At 61.0% G+C, this 21,933-nt stretch carries 21 protein-coding genes and 1 pseudogene; 11 read left to right on the forward strand and 11 right to left on the reverse strand.

Features of this window, described 5'->3' with window-relative positions:
• Positions 1-56 precede the first annotated feature (56 nt).
• Entirely contained in the window at positions 57-1,217 is a 1,161-nt protein-coding gene (locus GGD53_RS10585; RefSeq protein ID WP_184455628.1) for a fumarylacetoacetate hydrolase family protein, read from the forward strand.
• 45 nt (positions 1,218-1,262) lie between these two features.
• Here GGD53_RS10585 and scpA read toward each other — a convergent pair whose 3' ends face one another.
• From scpA to GGD53_RS10615, 6 genes are all read right to left on the reverse strand, one after another.
• Positions 1,263-3,401: a methylmalonyl-CoA mutase gene (gene scpA / locus GGD53_RS10590; RefSeq protein WP_184455630.1), complete on the reverse strand. Its 2,139-nt coding sequence runs from the start codon at positions 3,399-3,401 to the stop codon at positions 1,263-1,265.
• A 116-nt stretch (positions 3,402-3,517) separates the two neighbouring features.
• On the reverse strand, positions 3,518-4,171 hold the full coding sequence (locus GGD53_RS10595) for a methionine ABC transporter permease (RefSeq protein ID WP_184455632.1): 654 nt from the start codon (positions 4,169-4,171) through the stop codon (positions 3,518-3,520).
• On the reverse strand, positions 4,152-5,237 hold the full coding sequence (locus GGD53_RS10600) for a methionine ABC transporter ATP-binding protein (protein WP_184455634.1): 1,086 nt from the start codon (positions 5,235-5,237) through the stop codon (positions 4,152-4,154). Before GGD53_RS10600 ends, GGD53_RS10595 begins: the two co-directional genes overlap by 20 nt.
• 80 nt (positions 5,238-5,317) lie before the next feature.
• Positions 5,318-6,157, reverse strand: coding sequence for a MetQ/NlpA family lipoprotein (locus tag GGD53_RS10605; protein WP_184455636.1), 840 nt, complete (start codon positions 6,155-6,157; stop codon positions 5,318-5,320).
• 310 nt (positions 6,158-6,467) lie between these two features.
• Positions 6,468-7,670, reverse strand: coding sequence for an MFS transporter (locus tag GGD53_RS10610; protein WP_184455638.1), 1,203 nt, complete (start codon positions 7,668-7,670; stop codon positions 6,468-6,470).
• Entirely contained in the window at positions 7,670-7,846 is a 177-nt protein-coding gene (locus GGD53_RS10615; protein ID WP_164517817.1) for a hypothetical protein, read from the reverse strand. The genes GGD53_RS10610 and GGD53_RS10615 overlap by 1 nt, the downstream gene beginning before the upstream one ends.
• Before the next feature lie 170 nt (positions 7,847-8,016).
• On the opposite strand from GGD53_RS10615, the gene GGD53_RS10620 reads away from it, so the two are divergent.
• Entirely contained in the window at positions 8,017-8,469 is a 453-nt protein-coding gene (locus GGD53_RS10620; protein ID WP_184455639.1) for a helix-turn-helix domain-containing protein, read from the forward strand.
• 50 nt (positions 8,470-8,519) lie between these two features.
• On the opposite strand, the gene GGD53_RS10625 is transcribed toward GGD53_RS10620, so the two are convergent.
• Entirely contained in the window at positions 8,520-8,870 is a 351-nt protein-coding gene (locus tag GGD53_RS10625) for a hypothetical protein (RefSeq protein ID WP_184455641.1), read from the reverse strand.
• On the opposite strand from GGD53_RS10625, the gene repA reads away from it, so the two are divergent.
• From repA to GGD53_RS10655, 6 genes and pseudogenes are all read left to right on the forward strand, one after another.
• Positions 8,869-10,083: a plasmid partitioning protein RepA gene (gene repA, locus GGD53_RS10630; RefSeq protein WP_184455643.1), complete on the forward strand. Its 1,215-nt coding sequence runs from the start codon at positions 8,869-8,871 to the stop codon at positions 10,081-10,083. The two genes, GGD53_RS10625 and repA, sit on opposite strands and share 2 nt — an antisense overlap.
• 42 nt (positions 10,084-10,125) lie before the next feature.
• Positions 10,126-11,175 (forward strand): plasmid partitioning protein RepB, encoded by a 1,050-nt coding sequence (gene repB / locus GGD53_RS10635; RefSeq protein ID WP_184455645.1) that lies wholly within the window; start codon positions 10,126-10,128, stop codon positions 11,173-11,175.
• A 149-nt stretch (positions 11,176-11,324) separates the two neighbouring features.
• The gene (gene repC / locus GGD53_RS10640) at positions 11,325-12,617 is read left to right on the forward strand and encodes a plasmid replication protein RepC (protein WP_184455647.1); all 1,293 of its coding nucleotides are present in this window, start codon (positions 11,325-11,327) and stop codon (positions 12,615-12,617) included.
• Between the two features lie 274 nt (positions 12,618-12,891).
• Complete coding sequence (locus GGD53_RS10645; protein ID WP_184455709.1) at positions 12,892-13,458, forward strand: sugar transferase; 567 nt, start codon at positions 12,892-12,894, stop codon at positions 13,456-13,458.
• A gap of 124 nt (positions 13,459-13,582) precedes the next feature.
• Positions 13,583-15,577: a polysaccharide biosynthesis protein gene (locus GGD53_RS10650; RefSeq protein ID WP_184455649.1), complete on the forward strand. Its 1,995-nt coding sequence runs from the start codon at positions 13,583-13,585 to the stop codon at positions 15,575-15,577.
• A 230-nt stretch (positions 15,578-15,807) separates the two neighbouring features.
• Positions 15,808-16,344 (forward strand): annotated as a pseudogene (locus tag GGD53_RS10655) (O-antigen ligase family protein); the annotation flags it as partial.
• A 37-nt stretch (positions 16,345-16,381) separates the two neighbouring features.
• On the opposite strand, the gene GGD53_RS10660 reads toward GGD53_RS10655, so the two are convergent.
• The 3 genes from GGD53_RS10660 to GGD53_RS10670 are packed head-to-tail and all read right to left on the reverse strand — an operon-like array spanning position 16,382 to position 18,356.
• Positions 16,382-17,173: an anti-sigma factor family protein gene (locus tag GGD53_RS10660; RefSeq protein ID WP_184455651.1), complete on the reverse strand. Its 792-nt coding sequence runs from the start codon at positions 17,171-17,173 to the stop codon at positions 16,382-16,384.
• Positions 17,170-17,775 carry an RNA polymerase sigma factor gene (locus tag GGD53_RS10665; protein ID WP_184455653.1) on the reverse strand — a complete coding sequence of 202 codons (606 nt, stop codon included), beginning with the start codon at positions 17,773-17,775 and terminating at the stop codon, positions 17,170-17,172. The genes GGD53_RS10660 and GGD53_RS10665 overlap by 4 nt, the downstream gene beginning before the upstream one ends.
• 44 nt (positions 17,776-17,819) lie before the next feature.
• On the reverse strand, positions 17,820-18,356 hold the full coding sequence (locus GGD53_RS10670) for a tetratricopeptide repeat protein (protein ID WP_184455655.1): 537 nt from the start codon (positions 18,354-18,356) through the stop codon (positions 17,820-17,822).
• Positions 18,357-18,525: 169 nt separating this feature from the next.
• Here GGD53_RS10670 and GGD53_RS10675 point away from each other — a divergent pair, with 169 nt between their 5' ends.
• The 3 genes from GGD53_RS10675 to GGD53_RS10685 all read left to right on the forward strand — a co-directional run bounded on the left by GGD53_RS10675 (position 18,526) and on the right by GGD53_RS10685 (position 21,399).
• Positions 18,526-19,578, forward strand: coding sequence for a 3-oxoacyl-[acyl-carrier-protein] synthase III C-terminal domain-containing protein (locus GGD53_RS10675; RefSeq protein ID WP_184455657.1), 1,053 nt, complete (start codon positions 18,526-18,528; stop codon positions 19,576-19,578).
• Positions 19,575-20,078, forward strand: a complete 504-nt coding sequence (locus GGD53_RS10680) for an isoprenylcysteine carboxyl methyltransferase family protein (protein WP_184455659.1) — start codon at positions 19,575-19,577, stop codon at positions 20,076-20,078. The genes GGD53_RS10675 and GGD53_RS10680 overlap by 4 nt, the downstream gene beginning before the upstream one ends.
• 73 nt (positions 20,079-20,151) lie before the next feature.
• Complete coding sequence (locus tag GGD53_RS10685; RefSeq protein ID WP_184455661.1) at positions 20,152-21,399, forward strand: NAD(P)/FAD-dependent oxidoreductase; 1,248 nt, start codon at positions 20,152-20,154, stop codon at positions 21,397-21,399.
• On the opposite strand, the gene GGD53_RS10690 is transcribed toward GGD53_RS10685, so the two are convergent.
• On the reverse strand, positions 21,389-21,931 hold the full coding sequence (locus GGD53_RS10690) for a gluconokinase (protein ID WP_184455663.1): 543 nt from the start codon (positions 21,929-21,931) through the stop codon (positions 21,389-21,391). The genes GGD53_RS10685 and GGD53_RS10690 overlap by 11 nt on opposite strands.
• Positions 21,932-21,933 lie beyond the last annotated feature (2 nt).

Consider the following 21,933-nt stretch of genomic DNA (forward strand, 5'->3'; position numbering starts at 1 on the left):
ATGATCTCGGAATTCTTTCAAGAGCGCTCGCCGCTTGCCTGTGACGGAGGATCACTATGTCTCATCCCCTTCTCGATGCTGCCGCTTCCGGCGGAATTTTTGTCGGCCGCGTCTGGAATCCCGAAGTTGCCGGCCCGAGCATCGTTACGCTTCGTGAGGGGATGCTCATCGACATCACCTCGCACGAGGCGCCGACGCTGAGCGCCCTGTTCGAGAGGCAGGATGCTGCGGGCTTCGTCCGAGCCGCAAGTGGCAAGGCGATCGGTTCTCTGGAGGAGATTGCCGCCAACAGCACCGGAAAACCGGATGCCGGACGGCCCTACCTCCTGGCGCCCGCCGACCTGCAGGCGGTCAAGGCCTGCGGCGTCACCTTTGCCCAGTCGATGATCGAACGGGTCATCGAGGAGAAGGCGGCCGGCAATCCCGATCGCGCCGCCTCGATCCGCGAGCGGGTCAGCGCCCTGATCGGCGGCAGTCTCACCAATCTCAAGGCCGGTTCGCCCGAGGCCGCCAAGGTCAAGCAGGCGCTGATCGACGAGGGCATGTGGTCGCAATATCTTGAGGTCGGCATCGGCCCCGATGCCGAGGTCTTCACCAAGGCGCCGGTGCTCTCTTCCGTCGGCTGGGGTGCCGATGTCGGCCTGCATCCGATCTCGACCTGGAACAATCCGGAGCCGGAAATCGTGCTCGCGGTCAACAGCCGCGGCGAGATCAAGGGTGCGACGCTCGGCAATGACGTCAACCTTCGCGATGTCGAAGGCCGCTCGGCACTCTTGCTCGGCAAGGCCAAGGACAACAATGCTTCCTGCTCGATCGGTCCGTTCGTCCGGCTGTTCGACGCCGGTTACGGGCTGGATGAGGTGCGCAGGGCAGAACTCGATCTAAAGGTAACCGGGCAGGATGGCTTCGTGATGCATGGGAAAAGCTCGATGTCACAGATCAGCCGCGACCCGACCGATCTCGTCAAACAGACGCTTGGCCCTCATCATCAATACCCCGATGGTTTCATGCTCTTTCTCGGAACGCTGTTTGCGCCGACGCAGGACCGTGACGCGCCGAAGCAAGGCTTCACGCACAAGATCGGCGATGTCGTCGAGATTTCCTCGGCCGGGCTCGGCGCGCTCGTCAATACCGTGCGCCTCTCCACCGAATGCCCGCCCTGGACGTTCGGCATATCGGCGCTGATGCGCAACCTTGCGACACGCGGCTTACTCTAAGCAAAGTGCGCAGCGGTTTGCCTACGGCTGCGCAGATTTTATGAACTATTGGTTTCGCCGTTTGCCTTCTAGCAGGTCGAGAACGGAGTTTGCCGCTTCCAGAACGTTCGTGCCCGGGCCGAACACGGCCGCAACGCCGTGTTCGTGGAGGAATTCATAGTCCTGCCGTGGAATGACGCCGCCGCAGACGACGATGATATCGTCACCGCCCTTTTCCCGGAGCCTGTCGACCAACTGCGGCAGCAGCGTCCTGTGGCCTGCGGCGAGCGACGAGACACCGACGACATTGACCTTTCGATCAAGTGCCAACTCGACAGCCTCGTCAGGCGTCTGAAACAGCGGACCGGCGAGCACGTCGAAGCCGATGTCGCCGAAGGCCGAGGCGATCACTTTAGCGCCCCGGTCGTGCCCGTCCTGACCAAGCTTGGCGACCATGATTTTCGGCCGGTACCCCATCGCTTCCGTCACCCCTGCCATACGCTCCCTCAGGACGGCAAGTTCCGGCTCATTGTCATAGGCTTCGCCATAGACTCCCCTGATGACATCAGGTGTCGCGGCATGATCACCAAAGGCAGCGCGCATCGCATCCGATATCTCGCCGACAGTGGCGCGGGCCCGCGCCGCCTCGATGGCGACCGCCAGCAGATTGCCCTTGCCGCTGCGTGCGGTTTCTGCCAGAGCGGCCAGCGTTTCGCGCACGGCGCTGCTATCGCGCCGCCGCTTCGTCTCCTCGATGCGGCGGATCTGCGCGTTGCGCACCGCGCTGTTGTCGATCTCCAAAATGTCGATCGGCTGTTCGTTGTCGAGCCTGTAGCGATTAACCCCGACGATGACCTCCTCGCCCTTGTCGACGGCGGCCTGGCGGCGCGCCGCCGCTTCTTCGATCAGCCGCTTCGGCAAGCCTTGGTTGACAGCCTTCGTCATGCCGCCGAGCGCTTCCACCTGCTCGATCAGCGCCCAGGCCTTGTCGGCGAGTTCCGTCGTCAGGCTCTCGACATAATAGGAGCCCGCCAGCGGATCGACCACCTTGGTCACCCCGGTTTCATGCTGGAGGATCAGCTGAGTGTTGCGGGCGATGCGGGCGGAGGATTCCGTCGGCAGCGCAATCGCCTCGTCGAAGGAATTGGTGTGCAGCGACTGCGTGCCGCCGAGCACGGCCGACATCGCCTCGAAGGCGGTGCGGATGATGTTGTTGTAGGGATCCTGCTCCTGCAGAGAGACCCCGGAGGTCTGGCAATGGGTGCGCAGCATCAGCGAGGATGCCTTCTTCGGCTGGAACTCCTCCATGATGCGGGTCCAGAGCAGCCGGGCGGCGCGCAGCTTTGCCGTCTCCATGAAGAAGTTCATGCCGATCGCAAAGAAGAAGGACAGCCTTCCGGCGAAATCATCGACGTTGAGACCCTTGGCGATCGCCGCCCTGACATATTCGCGGCCGTCGGCCAGCGTGAAGGCAAGCTCCTGGACCAGTGTCGCGCCGGCCTCCTGCATGTGATAGCCGGAGATCGAGATCGAGTTGAATTTCGGCATCTCCCTTGCCGTGTAGTCGATGATGTCGGCAACGATCCGCATCGAAGGTTCTGGCGGATAGATATAGGTGTTGCGGACCATGAACTCCTTGAGGATGTCGTTCTGAATGGTTCCCGACAGCTCGGCCCTCGGCACGCCCTGCTCTTCGCCGGCGACGATGAAGGAAGCGAGGATCGGAATGACGGCGCCGTTCATGGTCATTGAAACCGACATGTCCCCAAGCGGAATGCCGTCGAACAGGATTTTCATGTCCTCGACGCTGTCGATCGCGACGCCCGCCTTGCCGACATCGCCCTCGACGCGAGGGTGGTCGCTGTCATAACCGCGATGGGTGGCAAGATCGAAGGCGACCGACAGGCCCTTCTGGCCGGCAGCGAGATTGCGGCGATAAAAGGCGTTCGATTCCTCTGCCGTGGAGAAGCCGGCATACTGGCGAATGGTCCAGGGACGGCCGGCATACATCGTCGCGCGCGGTCCGCGGGTAAAGGGCGCAAAACCGGGCAGCGAGCCGAGATGCGCGGCGCCTTCGAGATCCTCGGCGGTATAAAGCGGCTTGACAGCGATGCCTTCCGGCGTGTGCCAGGTCAGTGTCTCGGGTGAGGCGCGCAGTTCCTTCTGCGCAAGCTCCGCCCAATCCGACAGCGTCTTCTTCGTCATGCGTTCCTCCGGCTGCTTCATCGCCACCTTATCACTTCACAGGTGGATCACGCGATACAGCCTTAGGACAATTAACGCAGCAAGCCATTCGCCCGCCGCAAGCCTCCGACTTGGACCTATCTATGGTCGAGCTTGGCGACCAGCCGGTCGCCGAGCCACTGGATGCCGCAGACGAGGATGACGAGGACGGCGACCACTGCGATCATGACATTGGTTTCGAAGCGCTGATAGCCATAGCGAATGGCAAGGTCGCCGAGGCCGCCGGCGCCGATCGCGCCCGCCATGGCCGAGGCGCCGATCAGCGTCACCAGCGTGACGGTGAAGCCGGCGACGATGCCCGGCAGCGCTTCAGGCACCAGCACCTCGCGGATGATGGTCCAGCGATTGCCGCCCATGGCGCGCACGGCATCGATCAGCCCGCGGTCGACCTCGCGCAACGACACCTCGGCGATGCGCGCATAATAGGGGGTCGCGGCGATGGCGAGCGGCACGATGGCGGCCCCGGTGCCGAGCGCAGTGCCGACGATCAGCCGCGTCAGCGGGATCAGCGCCACCAGCAGGATGATGAATGGCACCGAGCGGAAGCCGTTAATGACGGCACCGAGCATGCGGTTGATCCAGAGATTTTCGGCGATGCCGCCGCGCGCCGTGACGACGAGAGCAAGGCCGAGCGGCAGGCCGGCGACGAGCGAAATCACCCCCGAGGCGACGGTCATCAGGACCGTCTCCCAAAGCGAGCGAAGAAGCAGTTCAAACATGATCGGCGTCATAACCAAGCACCTCCACCCGGGCGGACCGGGCTGCCAGGAATTGTTCGACCTTTCCGGCGAGCGCGGGGTCGCGCGCGGGAACGGCGATGAAGAACCGGGCCACCGGCTGGTTCTGGATATGGTCGATTCCGCCATGGACAAGGCGGAAGGAATGCGGCAGCGTCGCCGAGAGTTCGGCAAACAGTGCGCCCTGCGCTTGCGGCCCGGCAAGATCGACACTGAGGATCACTTCGCTGCCCGTCGTCGCCGACAGCCGGCCGAGAATATGATCGGGAAGTTGCGGGCGGATGCCGCCAAGCAAGCTCCTGGTGATGTCAGTCTGCGGATTGGCGAAGACCGACCAGACCTGGCCCTCCTCGACGATCCGTCCGGCATCGATGACCGCGACGCGATCGGCAATGCCGCGCACCACTTCCATCTCATGCGTGATCAGGAGAATGGTCAGTCCGAGCTTACGGTTGATATCCCTGAGCAGCGCCAGGATCGATCGTGTTGTCTCAGGGTCTAGGGCCGATGTCGCCTCGTCCGACAGTAGTAGAGCCGGGCGCGCCGCCAGCGCCCGGGCGATGCCGACGCGTTGTTTCTGGCCGCCGGAGAGTGATGAGGGATAGGCCTGCGCCTTATCTGCGAGACCGACGAGCTCGAGCAGTTCCTGTGCCCGCTGCAGGCGCTCGGCCCTGGCAATACCCTCGATCTTCAGCGGCAGGGCAACATTGTCCTCGACCGTCTTGGCGGAAAGCAGGTTGAAGTGCTGAAAGATCATGCCGATGCGGCGGCGCAGCGGCTGCAGCTCCTGCTCTTGAAGCCCGGTAATATCACGGCCCTCTATGCGGATCTCGCCGCTGTCGGCGCGCTCCAGTCCGTTCAGGCAGCGGATCAGCGTCGACTTGCCGGCGCCGCTGCGGCCGATGATGCCGAGGATCTCGCCCCTCATCACGCTCAATGAAATACCGTCAAGTGCCGGCGTGGTCCCGAACCGACGCTTCACGTCGATAAGCCTCACCACCTCTTCGGCTGGCGCCTGCGGCCGCGGCTCGATTGCCGCCCTTGATACAACGGAGTTCATGTACTTATCCCTTGAAGGCGGCCCCGGCAGGAACGCCCGGGCCGCCTTTCGGCAGGCCTTAACTGCGGCCCGGTTTCGGATCAATAGGCGCTGAGACCCGTCCCCTTGTATACCTTGTCGAACTCGGCCTTGACGGTGTCGTTCTGGTAGGAAGATACCAGCGTCTTGACCCAGTCCGCATCCTTGTTCTCTTCCTTGACGGCGATGAAGTTGCGGTATGGGTTGTCGGCGATCGGCTCCTGCGCAATGCGCTCGGCCGGAGAAAGTCCGCTCTTCAGCGCCCAGTCGGTGTTGACGACGCCGGCGTCGAGATCGTCGATCGAACGGCCGACGATGCCGGCATCGAGCTCCTTGATCTCGATCTGCTTCGGATTGTCGCTGACGTCGGCAACGGTCGCAAGAATGCCGGTGCCGTCCTTCAGCTTGATCAGGCCTTCATTCTGGAGAACCCGCAGTGCCCGACCTTCGTTCGAAGGGTCGTTCGGTACGCCGATGACGGCGCCCTCGGGGATCTCGGCGACGGCCTTGTGCTTCTTGCTATAGAGGCCGATCGGCCAGACGCCGGTGTAGCCGACGGGGACGATGTGATAGCCGTGCTGCTGGATCTGGTTGTCGAGATAGGGCTGGTGCTGGAAGGCATTGGCGTCGATTTCGCCGCGCTCCAGCGCTTCGTTCGGCTGCGTGTAATCGTTGAAGATGACGGTCTCGATCGTCAGGCCCTTCTTGGCCGCCTCGCTGGTCACCACCCGCCATACATCCTCATCCTCGCCGGCCATGATGCCGACCTTGATCGACTTGTCCTCGGCAAAAGAAGGTGCCGGTACTGTAAAGGCAAAAACTGCCGCCGCGGAAACAGCGACGGCCGCAAGAGCCGCGCGGCGCGAAAGGTGGAAGCGGTGAAGATTTTTGTTCTTGGTCATTTTTTATCCCGTCTGACTGAATGAGGCCGAACGCCCCGAGCAGGCCAATCATGGCAAATGGCTGGATCACGAGCGAAGCAAGAATGTCTGATGTAGGGGAAAGGCCGGAAAAACTCTTGCCCTGCCACCAATGCCGGCAGGATAAATTTCCATCAAATTTATGGATTAATTGCGGCTTTTGAGCATGTTCTAAAAAAGGAAACCGTCGCCTGCGGCCGCCGTTTCCTATGACGGCGGCCTAAGGCCGACGGAATTCTCCGACCGCTGCGAAAGCGGATCGGACGAGACTCCGCAATCGTGACGGATGGTCTCAGGCCGGTTTGTGCTTCGGAATACGGGGCAGGAAGATCGTCAGCAGGCCGAGCAGCGGCAGGTAGGAGCAGATGCGGTAGACGAAGGCGATGCCGTGAGTGTCGGCAAAATCGCCGAGCAGCGCGGCCCCTAGCCCCCCTGCCCCGAATGCAAAGCCGAAGAAGACACCGGCAATCAGCCCGACGCGACCGGGCACCAGTTCCTGCGCGAAGACGACGATCGCTGAAAAGGCCGACGCGAAGACCAGGCCGATGACGATGCTGAGTACGCCTGTCCAGAAAAGATCGGCATAGGGCAGCAGCAACGCGAAGGGAATGACGCCGAGGATCGAAAACCAGATGACGAAACGGGCCCCGAAGCGATCGCCGATCGGTCCGCCGAGGAAAGTGCCGACGGCGACCGAGCCGAGGAACAGGAACAGCATCAGCTGCGCCTGCTGCACGCTAAGTTCGAACCTGTCGATGACATAGAAGGTGAAGTAGCTCGACACGCTCGCCATGTAGACATTCTTCGTCGCCGTCAGCAGCACGAGGATCAGCAGCGCCCAGACGACCCGGTTCTGCGGCAGCGGCAGAGTTCGGCTGACGGCCGGTTTGCTGGCGTTTTGACGCCTGTGGCTCATATACCAGCTGCCCACCCAGCTCAGCACGACCATGCCGATCATGGCGATGGCGGCAAACCAGGACACGCTGTGTTGCCCGAGCGGCAGCACGATGAAGGCGGCGAGCAGCGGACCGATCGCCTGGCCGGCATTGCCGCCGACCTGGAAAAAGGACTGCGCGAAACCGTGGCGGCCGCCGGAGGCAAGACGGGCAACACGCGAGGATTCCGGATGGAAGACCGCCGAGCCGAAGCCGATCAGGCTTGCCGCGACCAGCAGCAGCGCGAAACTGCCGGCATTGCCGAGCAGAATGAGACCGCAAAAGGTACTCGCCATGCCGACCGGCAGAGAATAGGGCATCGGCCAGCGATCGGTAACGATGCCGACTGCCGGCTGCAGCAGAGACGCCGTGACCTGGAACGTCATGGTCAGGAGGCCGATCTGGACAAAATCGAGATCGTAGTTTGCCTTGAACAGTGGATAGAGCGAGGCGAGCAGCGACTGCATGATGTCGTTCAGCATATGGCAGAAGCTGACAGCCATCAGAATGGACATCGTTGTCTTCTCGAAACGGGGCGCGCGCTCGGCAACGGTTGCCATCAATATCCCTCCTGAACAGGCACGATCAGTGCCGCGGCGTTTTCGATGGATTTTGGGCGATCGGGGCTGGCGAGACTATCGAGCGACGGTCGCTGAAAGATATTTACCGCAGGCCGGGCAATGATCACCAGCCCGGTTTGGCCTGGATCGGTACGGCTTTTGTTTGATTTGCCCATCCCCGACCGGCTCTTGCGTCGCCGGCCGTCTGTCGGATGGGGGTTTTCAGATCACAGTCAGCCGCGATCATCGCATGTATGCTATACTATATGAAAACAACCGTGGAAAACTGCTGACAGGGGTACTACAGCTGCGCCGATTGAAATCCGATCGAGGCTGAAAACACGCGATGAATGTGAAGACACCGAATGCCATAGACAGCTACGTCGGCGCGCGCATCAGAACACGCCGGCAGCTGCTTGGAATGAGCCAGGAGCGGCTTGCCGAGCAGATCGGCGTGACTTTTCAGCAGGTCCAGAAATACGAGAAGGGCATCAACCGCATTGGTGCGAGCCGTTTGCAGCGAATTGCCGAAGTGCTTCACACCTCACCGAGCTTCTTCTTCGAGCAGAACGAGTCCCAGCCATTGAGCCTGCAAGGATTGGCTCTGCCGGACAATGCCGACCCCGTCGCTGAATTCCTGCGAACGAAGGAGGGATTGGTGCTTAACCGCGCCTTTCTGAAGATTGCCGATCCCGATATTCGTGAAACGATCATCGCATTGGTGAAAGCGATGGCGCAGGCGGAAAGCGCTCCGGCTTTGCCTTCGATAGCGAATATCACCCCTCCACCTCTGGAGTAGCTGGCCAGGCGGGCAATTCTCCTGTGAGCTTAGGCGAGTGATTTGGCAAGTTACGGCTGATCGACCAGACCCGGGCTTACCGCCGCGCCCCGCTCAATGCACGCCGGCGAACCGGTGCCTTGAAGCTGCGGGCGTGGCGCAAAGCGCTTTGCACGCCCGACATTACGATTCGGATTATACTGCCGTTGTTTCCAGCCGGTCTCGTCCGATTCGGCCTGCGAATGTGCGATTGCCGGACGGCCGGCGACACGCGCGGCCTGCGCAAGCGTTTGAAATAGATCGGACAACCGCTTTTGATAGGATCTTGTTAACCCTATTTGCCTTGCCACGCCTCCAGAATCGGCGCTAAATGCGGTTTCAAAGCGCGCAGAGCTTTTAAATCGCATTTTCGAGATTTCCATGAATATGGCACCACAAATAGAAAAAGCAATTTCCGATGTCGACCAGCTGATCATCGGTCAGGCGCAGGAACTATCCGACAAGCTGAAGCAGCATCGGCTCGAAATGTTTCCTCCGCGCGCGCTGAAGGGTCTGCGGGAATTTCAGCTTGCCGAAGTGGCGCGGTTTCTCGGCGTAACCAGCGGCTATCTTCGAAATCTCTCGCTCGAGGGCAAGGGCGCCCTCCCCCAGGTTACGCCGTCTGGCCGCCGGTCTTATACGGCGGAGCAGATGGAAGAGATGCGCGGCTTTCTCGAGCATAATGCGCGTGCCGGAACGCATTATATGCGTCATCGCCGCGGCCACGAACATCTGCAGGTCGTCGCCGTCGTCAACTTCAAAGGCGGCAGCGGTAAGACGACGAGCGCCGCGCACCTTGCCCAGCATCTTGCCCTGACAGGTCACCGCGTCCTGGCCGTCGATCTCGATCCGCAGGCGTCTCTTTCTGCCATACACGGCTTTCAGCCGGAGTTCGACGTCAACGAAAACGAGACGCTCTACGCCGCCATTCGCTATGACGATCAGCGGCGTCCGCTGCGGGACATTATTCGGCCGACCAACTTCCCGAACCTTCATCTTGTGCCGGGCAATCTCGAACTGATGGAATTCGAGCACGACACGCCGCGGGTCCTCGCTCAGGGCAAAGCGAGCGATTATGGGCGCGTCTTCTTCGCGCGGCTGGATGAGGCGCTGGCTTCGGTCGCGGACGATTACGACGTCGTCATCATCGACTGCCCTCCCCAGCTTGGCTTTTTGACCATGAGCGCCATTTGCGGTGCGACGGCGGTTCTGATCACCGTTCATCCGCAGATGCTCGATGTCATGTCGATGTGCCAGTTCCTGCAAATGCTTGGCGAGGTGCTGAACACGCTGAAGGGAGCCGGCGGCAACATGAATCTCGACTGGCTGCGTTATCTCGTGACCCGCTACGATCCGCAGGACGGGCCGCAGACGCAGATGGTCGCCTTCATGCGCTCGATGTTCAAGAGCCATGTGCTCACCAACCCGATGCTGCGCAGCGTCGCGATCTCCGATGCGGCGATGACCAACCAGACACTGTATGAGGTCGAGCGAAGTCAGTTTACCCGCGCGACCTATGACCGCGCCATGGAGGCGATGGATGCGGTCAATACGGAAATCGTCGATCTCATCCATAAGGCATGGGGCCGGAAATGAGCGGGAAGTTTACTGCGGTAAACCAGGGCAAGGAGCTGGCTGATGGCGCGTAAAAATCTTCTGTCGGGCCTGATGGACGATTCCAAGAAGTTTACTGCGGTAAACAATGAGGATGAGCCGGCCCATCGCGACGAGAGGCAGCATATCACCTATAAAGGAATTGGCGCGCTCGGGGCGGTCACCCGCAGCATCGATGCCCTGGCCGCCAAGGCTGATGCCGCCAAGGCGATCGAAGAGCAGCTGGCGAGCGGCGAGACGGTGATCGATCTCGACCCGGCGCTGATCGAAGATTCCTTCGTGACCGACCGGTTGGCGCATACCGACGAACAGTTCCGGGAACTGGTCGAGGCGATCCGCCTGCGCGGCCAGGATTCACCGATCCTCGTGCGCCCGCATCCGGAGAGGGAGGGGCGATACCAGATCGCTTTTGGCCATCGTCGCGCCCGGGCGGCAAAGGAGCTCGGCCGACCTGTCCGGGCGGTGGTCAAGAAACTCGACGACCGCGACCATGTCATTGCGCAGGGCCAGGAGAATTCGGCGCGCGCCGATCTCTCCTTCATCGAGAGGACGATGTTTGCCGACAAGCTCGATACGTTGGGTTTCGACCGGGAAACGATCATGTCGGCACTCAGCGCCGACAAGACGACGGTGTCCAAGATGCTGTCGGTCACGAAGCGGATTCCGGCCGAAGTCCTGACCGCGATCGGCGCAGCCAAGACGACCGGCCGCGATCGCTGGCATGATCTTTCGGTGAAATTCGAGACGGAAAACATCGCCGCCCGGGCGATCGAGTTCACCAGATCGGCGGAGTTCGAGACGGCGGAGCCGGACGCCCGCTTCGACATGCTCGTCGCCTTCATTGGCAGGAAGCAACCGGCTTCGCCCGCCGCCGCAATTCAGCCGGTGGCGCACGCCTGGCAGCGCCAGGACGGAGCCGTCAAGGCGAAGATCAAGGATGATGGAAAACAGTTCACCATCGCGCTGAAGGCGGAGAAGGCATCTGCCTTTGGCGCCTACATCGCCAGCAATCTGGATCGTCTCTACGAGGCGTTCGAGAAGACACAGGATTTGACGAAGAACGGAGATCAATAAGCAAAAGAAAAGGCCCCCGAACGTTGCCGTCGCGGAAGCCCTCTCTGATCTAGACACCCAGAGAATCACATTTCCGCGAATCATAGTCAAGAGTCTTTGGCACCGAATTTGGTGAGCCGTGATCTTTTGCCTTGAAGAAGGCGAAGAAAATGGAAAGCGGAAGTGTGACGACGCCCTTCGGGCGACGGCCGATGACGTTTGGCATGTTGGCAAGTCAGGCCGCTGCCCGAAAAATCGAGCCGGGCCGATCGATTGACAAGTGGAAACTCTATCGCGCCCTGTGCGAGGCCAGGCCGCTGCTCGGCATTACCGACCGGGCGCTTTCCATCCTGAACGCCTTACTGAGCTTTTATCCCAAGGGAGAGCTCTCCGAGGACAACGGGCTGGTTGTTTTTCCTTCGAACACGCAGCTCTCCCTGCGCGCGCATGGAATGGCGGAGCAGACGATCCGTCGCCATCTGGCGGCGCTGATCGAGGCCGGATTGCTGATCCGCAAGGACAGCCCGAACGGCAAACGTTATGCCCGCAAGGAGCAGGGCGGGGAGATCCGTGAGGCATTCGGTTTCTCGCTGGCGCCGCTGCTTGCGCGCGCGGACGAGATCGAGCGGCTGGCGGCGGAGGTGACAGCCGAACGATTGCAGCTGCAGCGGCTCAAAGAACGCCTGACGCTTTGCCGGCGCGACATCGCCAAGCTCGTCGAGATGGCCGTGGAAGAGGGGGCCTCCGGTGATTGGAGCGGGGTTCACCTGCATTTTCGAGGCATCGTCGAACGGCTGCCGCGGTCGCCATCCTTCGAGAAGATCGCCGCCGCACTCGACGAACTGGAACTGTTGCGCGAAGAAATCACCAATCAGTTGGAAATGCAGGTTAAAGCTCCAAATCAAAGCGGCAATGCCCAACATTCTGAGCGGCACATACAGAATTCAAACCCACATTACACTACTGAACTTGAACCAGGCTTCGAAACGAAGCAGGGCACAACGGCGGAGGACCAATCGGAAGGTCGGGCCGAGCCGACGGCCAGAATAGCGACACATGAAGGGAAGGGCAGGCCCGTGCCGGCTGCGAGCTCGGCCTCGGTTGCCGGCGGCGGGCTCAGATCCTTCCCGCTGGGCCTGGTGCTGCAGGCCTGCCCAGAGATCACCGCCTATGGACCGCAGGGTTCGGTGGACACATGGCGCGATCTGATGACGGCGGCTGTCGTCGTGCGCTCGATGCTCGGAGTGAGCCCCTCGGCCTATGAACAGGCCTGCGATGTCATGGGGCCCGAAAATACGGCTACCGTCATAGCGTGCGTGCTTGAAAGGGCAGGGCACATCAATTCCGCCGGTGGTTACCTCCGTGACCTGACCCGCCGCGCCGAGAGAGGCGAATTTGCCATCGGACCGATGTTGATGGCGCTTGTCCGCACCAATTCGCCCATCAGGGGCAAGACCGGATGAAAAATGTCGTGTCATTTGTCCGCGCCGATCTATGGTTAACAAAAGGTGACGGAAACAAACGGGGAGATAACTTCTTGTTAAGATCTTCTGCCTTTGAGATCATGAGGTTACAAGATTTTTGATCGGCAAGGCGAGGGAAGGGTCTGATCGACGATCGGCCGATGCTCCCTGGAGAAACGGTACGGTTGGAGTTGACGTGCAGCGCCTTTTTGACGATACGGCGCGGTGGCGTATGGCGGAAATCCGCTGAGAGGCAATGGAAGAAGTGCGGGGCATGGGCTTGAAACGGGCAGTGGATTTTTTCCTGGCTTTGGTGGCTTCGGTCATCCTGCTCGTTCCGATCCTTGTCGTCGCTCTTAGTGTCCGGCTAACGTCGCCGGGACCGATCCTCTACTGGTCAAAACGTATCGGGCGTTTCAATCAGATCTTCCTGATGCCGAAATTCCGCAGCATGCGCGTCGACACGCCGACAGTCGCGACGCATCTGCTCGAAAACCCCGAGCGGTTTCTGACGCCCATCGGCTCGTTTCTGCGCAAATCCAGTCTCGACGAACTGCCCCAGCTCTGGTGCATTCTGGCGGGCAAGATGAGTTTCGTCGGGCCGCGCCCGGCGCTCTACAATCAGTATGATCTGATCGAATTGCGGACGGCCCACGGCGTCGACAAGCTCCTGCCCGGATTGACCGGGTGGGCGCAGATCAACGGGCGTGATGAATTGCCAATTCCGGAGAAGGTGAAATTCGATGTCGAATATCTTGAGCGGCGCTCCCTCGGTTTCGACATGCGCATCCTGTTTCTGACGGCCGACAAGGTCGTCCGCCGTAAGGGAATAAGGCACTAAAATTACCTACTTCTGATAGATAAGCGGTGCGGAAGACTTTGATTTCCGATTATTTCAGTTGCGCTCGTTGTAGAAAATGACAAGAAGGTGGGTGTCTGATTGATCCGCGAGACGCTGGGAAGCAATGCCTGAAAATACCCCCACTGAGACGCCACGCTCGAGATGGTTCTTGGTGCCGATGCAGGCGCTCGTCGCCCCTCTGCTGGCCATGCCGCGTGCTGCCAAACGCGCGCTCGCCTTGCTGGTGGATTCCGGTCTTTGCGTCCTGACGATCTGGCTGGCTTATTGCTTCCGTCTGAACGAATGGACGGTGCTAACCGGCGTGCAGTGGTTGCCGGTCTTCGTTTCCTTGTGCATGGCGCTTCCCATCTTCATCGTGATGGGCATGTATCGGGCGATCTTCCGTTATGCCAACATGGCCGCTTTCATTGCCGTTCTAAAAGCAATTGCGATCTACGGCGTCGCCTTCATGACGATATTTACGGCGCTCAGCGTTCCGGGCGTTCCGAGAACCGTCGGCATTCTCCAGCCCTTCCTGCTCTTGATTGCGATCGGCCTGTCACGGTTGGGCATCCGTTATTGGCTCGGGGACACCTACCAGCGTATTCTTCACCAGAATACGCTCGCCAAGGTGCTGATCTATGGGGCAGGAAATGCCGGCCGGCAACTCGCCGGCGCTCTGACGAACAGCGCCGAACTCAATGTCGTCGGTTATCTCGATGATGATCCGCGCCTTAAGGGCGGCATCATGGGCGGTTTGCCGATCTATGACCCGTCGGATCTTCCGGTGCTCGCCGAAGCACTTGGCGTGCACAATGTGCTTCTTGCTCTTCCATCCGCATCGCGGCAGCGTCGCAATGAAATTCTCGAGCATATCCGCAAAGCCAGGGTGAACGTCCGGACATTGCCGGATCTCACGGCGCTGGCACAGGGACGAGTCGCGGTCTCCGATATTCGTGAGCTGGAGATCGAAGACCTGCTGGGCAGGGAAGCGGTTGCGCCGCGGCAAGAGCTGCTCGACAAGGCGATGCGCAACAAGGTGGTGATGGTCACGGGCGCCGGCGGCTCTATCGGCGGCGAGCTATGTCGCCAGATTCTGCGCAACGCGCCTTCGAGCCTCATCCTCATAGATCAGAACGAGTTTGCGCTTTATAATATTCATGCCGAATTGCTGAAGCTGGCCGAAGTTTACAAGCATGAGAGCCTGCAGATCGTGCCGATCCTTTGTTCGGTCCGCGACCAGGATCGCATGGAACATATTATGCAGAGCTGGCGGCCTCAGACGCTTTATCACGCCGCCGCTTACAAGCATGTGCCTCTCGTCGAACACAATGCCGTGGAAGGCATCAAGAACAATGTCATGGGGACATTGATCACCGCACGTGCGGCAAATAAATGCGGCGTCTCGAATTTCGTGCTGATCAGCACGGACAAAGCCGTGCGCCCGACGAATGTGATGGGCGCCAGCAAGAGGCTGGCCGAGATGGTGCTGCAGGCGCTTGCGGCAGAGCTGACCGCTGACGGATTGCGGACGAACTTCTCGATGGTCCGCTTCGGAAATGTCCTCGGTTCCTCCGGATCCGTCGTGCCGCTGTTCCGGCAGCAGATCAAGGACGGCGGCCCGGTTACCCTGACGCATTCGAAAATAACCCGCTACTTCATGACCATTTCGGAAGCCTCGCAACTTGTCATTCAAGCGGGCGCCATGGCCGACGGCGGCGATGTTTTCCTGCTCGATATGGGCGAGCCCGTCCGCATTGCGGATCTCGCCCGCAAGATGGTCGAACTGTCCGGATTGACCGTCCGGGACGTTGATAATCCAGAAGGGGACATCGAGCTTGCCGTTACCGGCCTGAGGCCGGGCGAGAAGCTTTATGAAGAACTGTTGATCGGGGATAACCCCGAGACAACTGAACACCCGCGGATTATGAAGGCGCGCGAGGATTTCCTGTCTTGGGCGGAACTTTCAAAGAAGCTCAATTCGCTCAATGCGGCATTGGATCGTACCGACATGATCGCGGCCCGCGCGACTTTGGCAGAACTCGTTTCCGGCTATTCCTCGACGGGTGAGGTTTCCGATCTGGCATTCACCGGCGTCGAAACGAATACGGCGGCCTGAGACATGACTTTTGGTACAGCGGCCCTTCAAGAGTGATTTCTCTAAGGCTAATTTTCTCCAGAATGGATTATGGCCCGGCCTATTCAAGGGCGCATGGATGGTGATGCGGAGAATTTAAGGAAGGCGAGATTATTCCGGTGGTGAGGGAGTTGGCGAGTGCGCGAGGCCGACCACTGCACGAACGGGACTTCAGAAGCGACGCTTTACAACTGGAAAGTCTAGCGGACTGGCTATTCCGACTCCTGCCTTTCGTCTCGATCTGGCTGATTTTGCCCAGAATGCGGCAATCTCCAGATGGTCGCCTCGTGTCGCTGTTTAAACGCAGCGAGGGTGAAGTCACGTCGCTCAGCGCGCGGCTCGCTCTGTACAAAGGCGCATTGTCAGCAATCAGCAAAGACCCCTTGACTGGTTACGGCCGGCAAAACAGGATGGCCTCGGTTTTAGCGGAACTGCCCGACAACATAAGGCCGCAATTGCCCTTTTCGCATGTTCACAATGGTTTTCTAACGGCGGAGATCGACACGGGTATTGTCGGCATAGCAGCGCTTTCCTTGCTGCTTCTGACGCCCGTGATAGCTGCGTGGAAAAAAGAACCCGGCCCGGGCCGAGATCTCTCCATGGCGATCGCTCTCCTGCTCGTCAGCAGCTACGTCATCACCGGCAGCTTTGGCGTCATGTTCAACTTGGATCCGATCTTCGCATATATGGCCGCCCTAATTTGCGCGGTTCCGGGCAGCACACGTTTTGCGCCCGCGGTCCAAAGCTGACATTTGGCTTTAGACGATATGAAGTCGCTTGCCCTGTTCAAAATTCGACAGCCACCTTCCCCCGCACCCCATCCGCAATCGCCGTCATCCTGTCCGCCGTCGCATAACCGATCAGCATGAAGGCATGAGTCGCATTCGACCAGAAGACGACATTCATCCCTTTGCGATTTTCCAGATCCGGCGCCTTCGGGCCTGCGTTAGATTTCACAATGCAGAGGGCCATCGGGCCGGTCTCGGGGTCGAGATAGGCGATCTGGGCGAGAGCCTTGCCTTCATATTGCAGCAGCAGGGCGCGTTTGAAATCGACCCCCGGGAGCGAGACGGCTTCGGGGGAGAGTGACAGGCCGAGCTTCTCGTCAAGGCTGGCGAGCTGGGCGGTCTGCTCCTGCCTATCTGGGACGGGGCCGGCGAGCGTTTCCGCGGTATAGAGCGAGATATAATCGGCGACCACGGCGCGCCATTCGCTGTTTTCGTCCTTGCCGATGCCGATGACGGAGCGGTCGATGGCGATGCCGGCCACAAGCGAGGCGGCGAGCGCGCCGAGGAAGCGACGGCGGGTGACCGCAGGCGCAGAGGCGGGTTTTGCGTTCTCATGCACAGGAATGGCGGCGAGCATCGCCTGCAGTTTTTCGCGCGGGGCTTCGGAGAGGAGCGGAGCAAAGGCCTGCTCGAACGGCAGGCTGGCGCGGGCCAGGAAATCCAATCGTTCGGCGACGCTCTCGTCTTTCTTGACGATGGCCTCGATGCGGGCTCTCTCTTCCGAGGTCAGCTCGCCGTCGATGAAGGCGGTCAAGTCCTCGTCGGAGGGAATGGTGTGTTTCGTGCTCATGGCCGTCCCCCTGCCGGTCCGGCGCCGGAGAGCCTGGCGCGGGCGGCCGCCAGCCGGCTCATCACGGTCCCGATCGGGATATCCAATATGCCTGCAACCTCGCGATAGGAAAGTCCTTCCACATAGGCGAGGAAAACCGCCGTCCGCTGCGCCTCGGGCAACGCATTTACCTGCTTCAAAACCTGCCCCGCCATCACATGCGTTTCGGTATCGTGCGCGCCGTCGAACGTCAGCGCCTCGCCGGCATCGACGAAACCCTGGCCCTGGCGCACCCGGCGCGAGCGGATCTCGTTCAGCCAGATCGAATGCAGGATCGAAAACAGCCAGCGGTCGAGCCGGGTGCCGGGAACGAACTGGTCGGCGCGCTCGAGCGCGCGAAGGCAGGTCGCCTGCACCAGGTCGTCGGCGACATCGCGCTGATGCGAGAGAACGAGACCATAACGCCAGAGCCTGGCCAGGTTTTCCGTCAGACCGCTCCTGATATCCGCTTCGCTCGCGATGGCCGCCTCCGCCGATCCTGCATCCCTTGGAACCGCCTGATAAACCGGCGCTTCCATTCTCGTGCGACTATAGGCAGGAAATGTAGCGTCCGCGACCGACATTCGGATATCCTTTTCCGGCTCCATTTCCCGCCAGTGGCCTACTCTCAGATCTTCGACGGGTCGAGGATGACAGCGTTCAGATCCTGATATTCCTCGCACGCCATGCCGCAGATCGTCTTGATCGTGTTCAATTGCTCCTTTGCGAGATCGAGCCGGCCCTTGATGACATAGGCTTCGCCGAGATATTCACGGACCTTGGCGTATTGCGGATCCATCTTCACCGATTGCAGGTAATAGGAGATGCCTTCGTCGGTGCGGCCGAGCTTGCGGGTGGCGTAACCGCGATAGTTCAGCACCTCCGCGCTGTTCTGGTCCCTGACGGTATCGAGCATGGCAAGCGCCTCTTCATAACGGCCGGCCTTGGCCAGCGAATAGGCATAGTCGGTACGGTTCTCGTCCGAAACATTGGCGCTCTGCTGCTTGACGCATTTCTTGGTCTTCTGGTCGTAGATCTCACCCTTCTTGCAGGTCGGCATCGTGCTGTTGTCATTGCCGATCGCAAAGACCGGGCCGGAGAAGAGCGAAGCGGCAAGGCAGCCGCCGAGAAGGATGGAAGCGATGCGGACTGTCGTGATCGTCATGGGAAAACTCCTGGAAAGTGACGTTGCGAGGAGAGAACACCGATGTCCTGGGCTTTATTCGCCTGCCTCTCTATTTTCTCCATCACTGCTTCGTGAAGCCATCGACTCCGAATAAATCATCGGGACCGGGTGTTTTCAGCATTGCGCCGGGAACGACAAGGAGAATTCCGTGACCGATACCGTCAGTCTCGTCAGCCTCGCCACTGCCACGCCCGAACATGTCATTTTTCAAAACCAGGCGGCCGAAGCCTCGGCCCGGCTGTTTGCCGGCCGTTTCGAGGATTTCCATCATCTAGCCCGCGTCTTCGACAGCGCCGGTATCAACAAGCGCCATGCGGCGCGGCCGCTTGCCTGGTTCGACGAAACGCATGGCTGGCAGGACCGCATGCAGGCCTATGGAGAGGTGGCGGGCGCCCTTTTCGTCGAGGCGGCCACCTCGGCGCTTCGCCGGGCGGACCTCAGCGCCTGTGATGTCGACTGTGTCGTCACCGTCTCTTCCACCGGTTTTACGACGCCGAGCCTCGATGCGCAGCTTGCCCGCCGCATGGGCTTCAGGGCCGATATCGAGCGGGTGCCGGTCTTCGGGCTCGGCTGCGCCGCCGGCGTCTCGGGCTTTGCCATCGCGGCGCGGCTGGCACGCAGCCGGCCGGGCGCCGTCGTGCTTTTCGTTTCGATCGAGCTTTGCACGCTCGCCTTCCGGCTGGACGAGCTGACGCGGCCGAACATCATCGCGACAGCGCTGTTCGGCGACGGCGCGGCCGCCTGCGTGCTCCGCGCCGGCGAAGGCGGGCTAGTCGAAGTGGAGTCAACCGGCGAGCACCTCTTCCCGGACACGCTCGACATCATGGGCTGGAAGATCGACGATGGCGGCTTCGGCATTGTGCTGGCGCAATCCTTGCCGCCCTTTGCCGAACGGGAACTCGCCCCGGCGGTGACGGCCATTCTGGCGCGAAACGGGTTGGGACTGGCAGACATCGACCGTTTCATCTGCCATCCCGGCGGCACGAAAGTGCTGGCTGCGATGGAGAGCGCGCTTTCACTGACACCCGGCACGCTCGATCACGAACGAGCCGTGCTTGCCGAATACGGCAACATGTCTTCGCCGACCGTGCTGTTCGTGCTGGAGCGGGTAATCCGCGCCGGGCTGCCGGAGCGGGCGGCGATGATCGCCATGGGGCCAGGCTTTTCGGCCAGCTGCGTGACGCTCAGGAGGGCGGCATGATGTGGCCGTCGATCGCGCTCCTGACATTCGTGACGCTGCAGCGGTTGGGCGAGCTCATGCTTGCCCGGCGCAACACCGCCGCCCTGCTCGCCAAAGGCGGCCGGGAAGTCGCCCAGGAGCATTATCCCGTCATCGTGGCGCTGCATGCCGCCTGGATCATCGGCCTTTGGCTGCTGGCGCCGGGCAGGCCGGTTCAACCCTTCTGGTTCCTGGTCTTCATCGGGCTGCAGGCGATGCGGCTTTGGGTGCTGGCGACGTTGAAGGGCCGCTGGACGACACGCATCATCATTCTGCCAGGGGCACCGCTCATCCGCTCCGGCCCCTACCGCTTCTTGCGGCATCCGAACTATGCGATCGTCGCCGGCGAGATCGCTGTCCTTCCCCTTGCCCTCGGCCTGCCGGTCTTTGCAATCGTCTTTTCGCTTTTCAACGCCGCAACCCTGCATATACGCGTAAAGGCCGAAAATGCCGCACTGGAAAGCGCAATGATTTTGAAATGAATGCGATTTTTCGTTTGCACGCCGCGATCGGCGGGGGCATTTTCACTGCGATAACAGAGCGGAATGCAGGGGAATGACAAAGAACGCAATCGTGCTCGGCGCCGGCATCGTCGGAGTGTCCACGGCAATCCATCTTCAGCGGCGCGGCCGGCAGGTGACGCTGATCGACCGCAAGGACCCAGGCAGCGAAACCTCCTTCGGCAATGCCGGCCTCATCCAGCGCGAAGGGGTGGCACCTTACGGCTTCCCCCAGCAGTTCGGCCTGTTGCTGCGCTATGCGCTCAACAACCAAATCGATGCGCATTATCACCTGCGCGCCCTGCCGGGCCAGCTCGCATTTCTTGCCCGTTACTGGTGGCATTCGAATGCCCGGCGCCACGCGGTCATCACCCGGGCCTATGCGCCGCTGATCGAAAACTCGATTGCCGAGCACAAGGACCTGATCGAGGCCTCGCAGGCGCAGGCGCTGATCCGAAAAGACGGCTGGATGAAGATCTTTCGGACGGAGGCCGGGCGCGACGAGGCCCTTGCGGAGGCCGCGCTGTGGCAGAACGAATTCGGAGTGGACTATGACAGCCTGACGCCGGCCGACATCGCCCGCATGGAACCCGATATGACCGTCCGTTTCGCCGGCGGTATCCGCTGGCGCGATCCCTGGTCAGTGCTCGACCCGCATGCGCTGACGTCAGCCTATCGCCGCTATTTCGAAAGCCTCGGCGGCCGCTTCGTCACGGGTGAGGCCGCCTCGCTCGGCCAGTTCGGCGCCGGCTGGAAGATCATGACCAGCGAAGGCCCGCTCGGAGCAGAGGATGCGGTCCTCGCACTCGGACCCTGGGCAGCCGTCGCGACGCGCCGGCTCGGCTATTCCTTTCCCCTTGGTGTCAAGCGCGGCTATCACATGCATTATGCCGCCAAGGGGAATGCCACGCTCAACAACTGGCTCCTCGATGCCGAGCGGGGTTATTTGCTGGCGCCGATGAACCGTGGCATCCGCCTGACGACAGGAGCGGAGTTCGCATCGCTTGACGCACCGAAGACGCCGGTGCAGCTCGACCGGGCCGAAGCCGTGGCGCGTACGATCTTCCCTCTCGGAGGCAGGCTCGATCCCGAACCATGGATGGGCGCGCGCCCCTGCACATCAGACATGATGCCTGTCATCGGTAAGGCACCGCGCCATCGGGGCCTATGGTTCGCCTTCGGCCACGCCCATCATGGGCTGACGCTCGGGCCGGTGACCGGCCGCGTGCTTGCGGAACTCATCACCGGCGAGACGCCGTTCATCGATATTTCAGCCTACTCGCCGCAGCGATTCAGGCCATAACACCGAGGGCGGAGAGCCCCCTGAGGGCCGACGCCGCGATGCCGCCGATCGTATCGTCGATATCGACCGTGACGACACCGATCTCGCCTGTCGGCACCTCGAGTGTCGCGAGCTGACTTTCGAGCAGCGAGACCGGCATGAAATGCCCCATGCGCTCGCCCATGCGCTTGGTCAGCAGCGCCTTGGATCCTTCGAGGTAGACGAAGAACAGATTGCCGCCGGCAGCAGCCCTCAGCCTGTCGCGATAGATGCGCTTCAGCGCCGAGCAGGAGACGATGATGCCCTCGCCTTTCTCAAGCGAGGCCTGCATGCGTTTGCCGATCAGGTCAAGCCAGGGGATCCGATCCTCATCGGTCAGCGGAATGCCCTTCGACATCTTCTCGACTTTGGCGGCCGGATGAAGCGCATCACCTTCGACGAAGTGGAGGTGGTGCAAGGCCCCAGCGAGTTTTTCGCCGACCGAGGATTTGCCGCAACCGCTGACCCCCATGACAATGATCGCATGAGGTCTGTTGATCCGATCGTCCTGCATGT

This window comes from Rhizobium aethiopicum, from assembly GCF_014197535.1.
Lineage (GTDB): Bacteria > Pseudomonadota > Alphaproteobacteria > Rhizobiales > Rhizobiaceae > Rhizobium > Rhizobium aethiopicum_A.

Excerpts from the sequence above, each read along its gene's own strand:
- GGD53_RS10680 (WP_184455659.1), top strand. The coding sequence starts at position 19,575 with ATGATGTGGCCGTCGATCGCGCTCCTGACATTCGTGACGCTGCAGCGG.
- GGD53_RS10585 (WP_184455628.1), top strand. The coding sequence starts at position 57 with ATGTCTCATCCCCTTCTCGATGCTGCCGCTTCCGGCGGAATTTTTGTC.
- scpA (WP_184455630.1), bottom strand. The coding sequence starts at position 3,401 with ATGACGAAGAAGACGCTGTCGGATTGGGCGGAGCTTGCGCAGAAGGAA.
- repA (WP_184455643.1), top strand. The coding sequence starts at position 8,869 with ATGAATATGGCACCACAAATAGAAAAAGCAATTTCCGATGTCGACCAG.
- GGD53_RS10595 (WP_184455632.1), bottom strand. The coding sequence starts at position 4,171 with ATGACGCCGATCATGTTTGAACTGCTTCTTCGCTCGCTTTGGGAGACG.
- GGD53_RS10660 (WP_184455651.1), bottom strand. The coding sequence starts at position 17,173 with ATGAGCACGAAACACACCATTCCCTCCGACGAGGACTTGACCGCCTTC.
- GGD53_RS10685 (WP_184455661.1), top strand. The coding sequence starts at position 20,152 with ATGACAAAGAACGCAATCGTGCTCGGCGCCGGCATCGTCGGAGTGTCC.
- GGD53_RS10665 (WP_184455653.1), bottom strand. The coding sequence starts at position 17,775 with ATGTCGGTCGCGGACGCTACATTTCCTGCCTATAGTCGCACGAGAATG.
- GGD53_RS10610 (WP_184455638.1), bottom strand. The coding sequence starts at position 7,670 with ATGGCAACCGTTGCCGAGCGCGCGCCCCGTTTCGAGAAGACAACGATG.
- GGD53_RS10625 (WP_184455641.1), bottom strand. The coding sequence starts at position 8,870 with ATGGAAATCTCGAAAATGCGATTTAAAAGCTCTGCGCGCTTTGAAACC.
- GGD53_RS10600 (WP_184455634.1), bottom strand. The coding sequence starts at position 5,237 with ATGAACTCCGTTGTATCAAGGGCGGCAATCGAGCCGCGGCCGCAGGCG.
- GGD53_RS10615 (WP_164517817.1), bottom strand. The coding sequence starts at position 7,846 with ATGGGCAAATCAAACAAAAGCCGTACCGATCCAGGCCAAACCGGGCTG.
- GGD53_RS10650 (WP_184455649.1), top strand. The coding sequence starts at position 13,583 with ATGCCTGAAAATACCCCCACTGAGACGCCACGCTCGAGATGGTTCTTG.
- repC (WP_184455647.1), top strand. The coding sequence starts at position 11,325 with ATGGAAAGCGGAAGTGTGACGACGCCCTTCGGGCGACGGCCGATGACG.
- GGD53_RS10620 (WP_184455639.1), top strand. The coding sequence starts at position 8,017 with ATGAATGTGAAGACACCGAATGCCATAGACAGCTACGTCGGCGCGCGC.
- GGD53_RS10605 (WP_184455636.1), bottom strand. The coding sequence starts at position 6,157 with ATGACCAAGAACAAAAATCTTCACCGCTTCCACCTTTCGCGCCGCGCG.
- GGD53_RS10670 (WP_184455655.1), bottom strand. The coding sequence starts at position 18,356 with ATGACGATCACGACAGTCCGCATCGCTTCCATCCTTCTCGGCGGCTGC.
- repB (WP_184455645.1), top strand. The coding sequence starts at position 10,126 with ATGGCGCGTAAAAATCTTCTGTCGGGCCTGATGGACGATTCCAAGAAG.
- GGD53_RS10690 (WP_184455663.1), bottom strand. The coding sequence starts at position 21,931 with ATGCAGGACGATCGGATCAACAGACCTCATGCGATCATTGTCATGGGG.
- GGD53_RS10645 (WP_184455709.1), top strand. The coding sequence starts at position 12,892 with ATGGGCTTGAAACGGGCAGTGGATTTTTTCCTGGCTTTGGTGGCTTCG.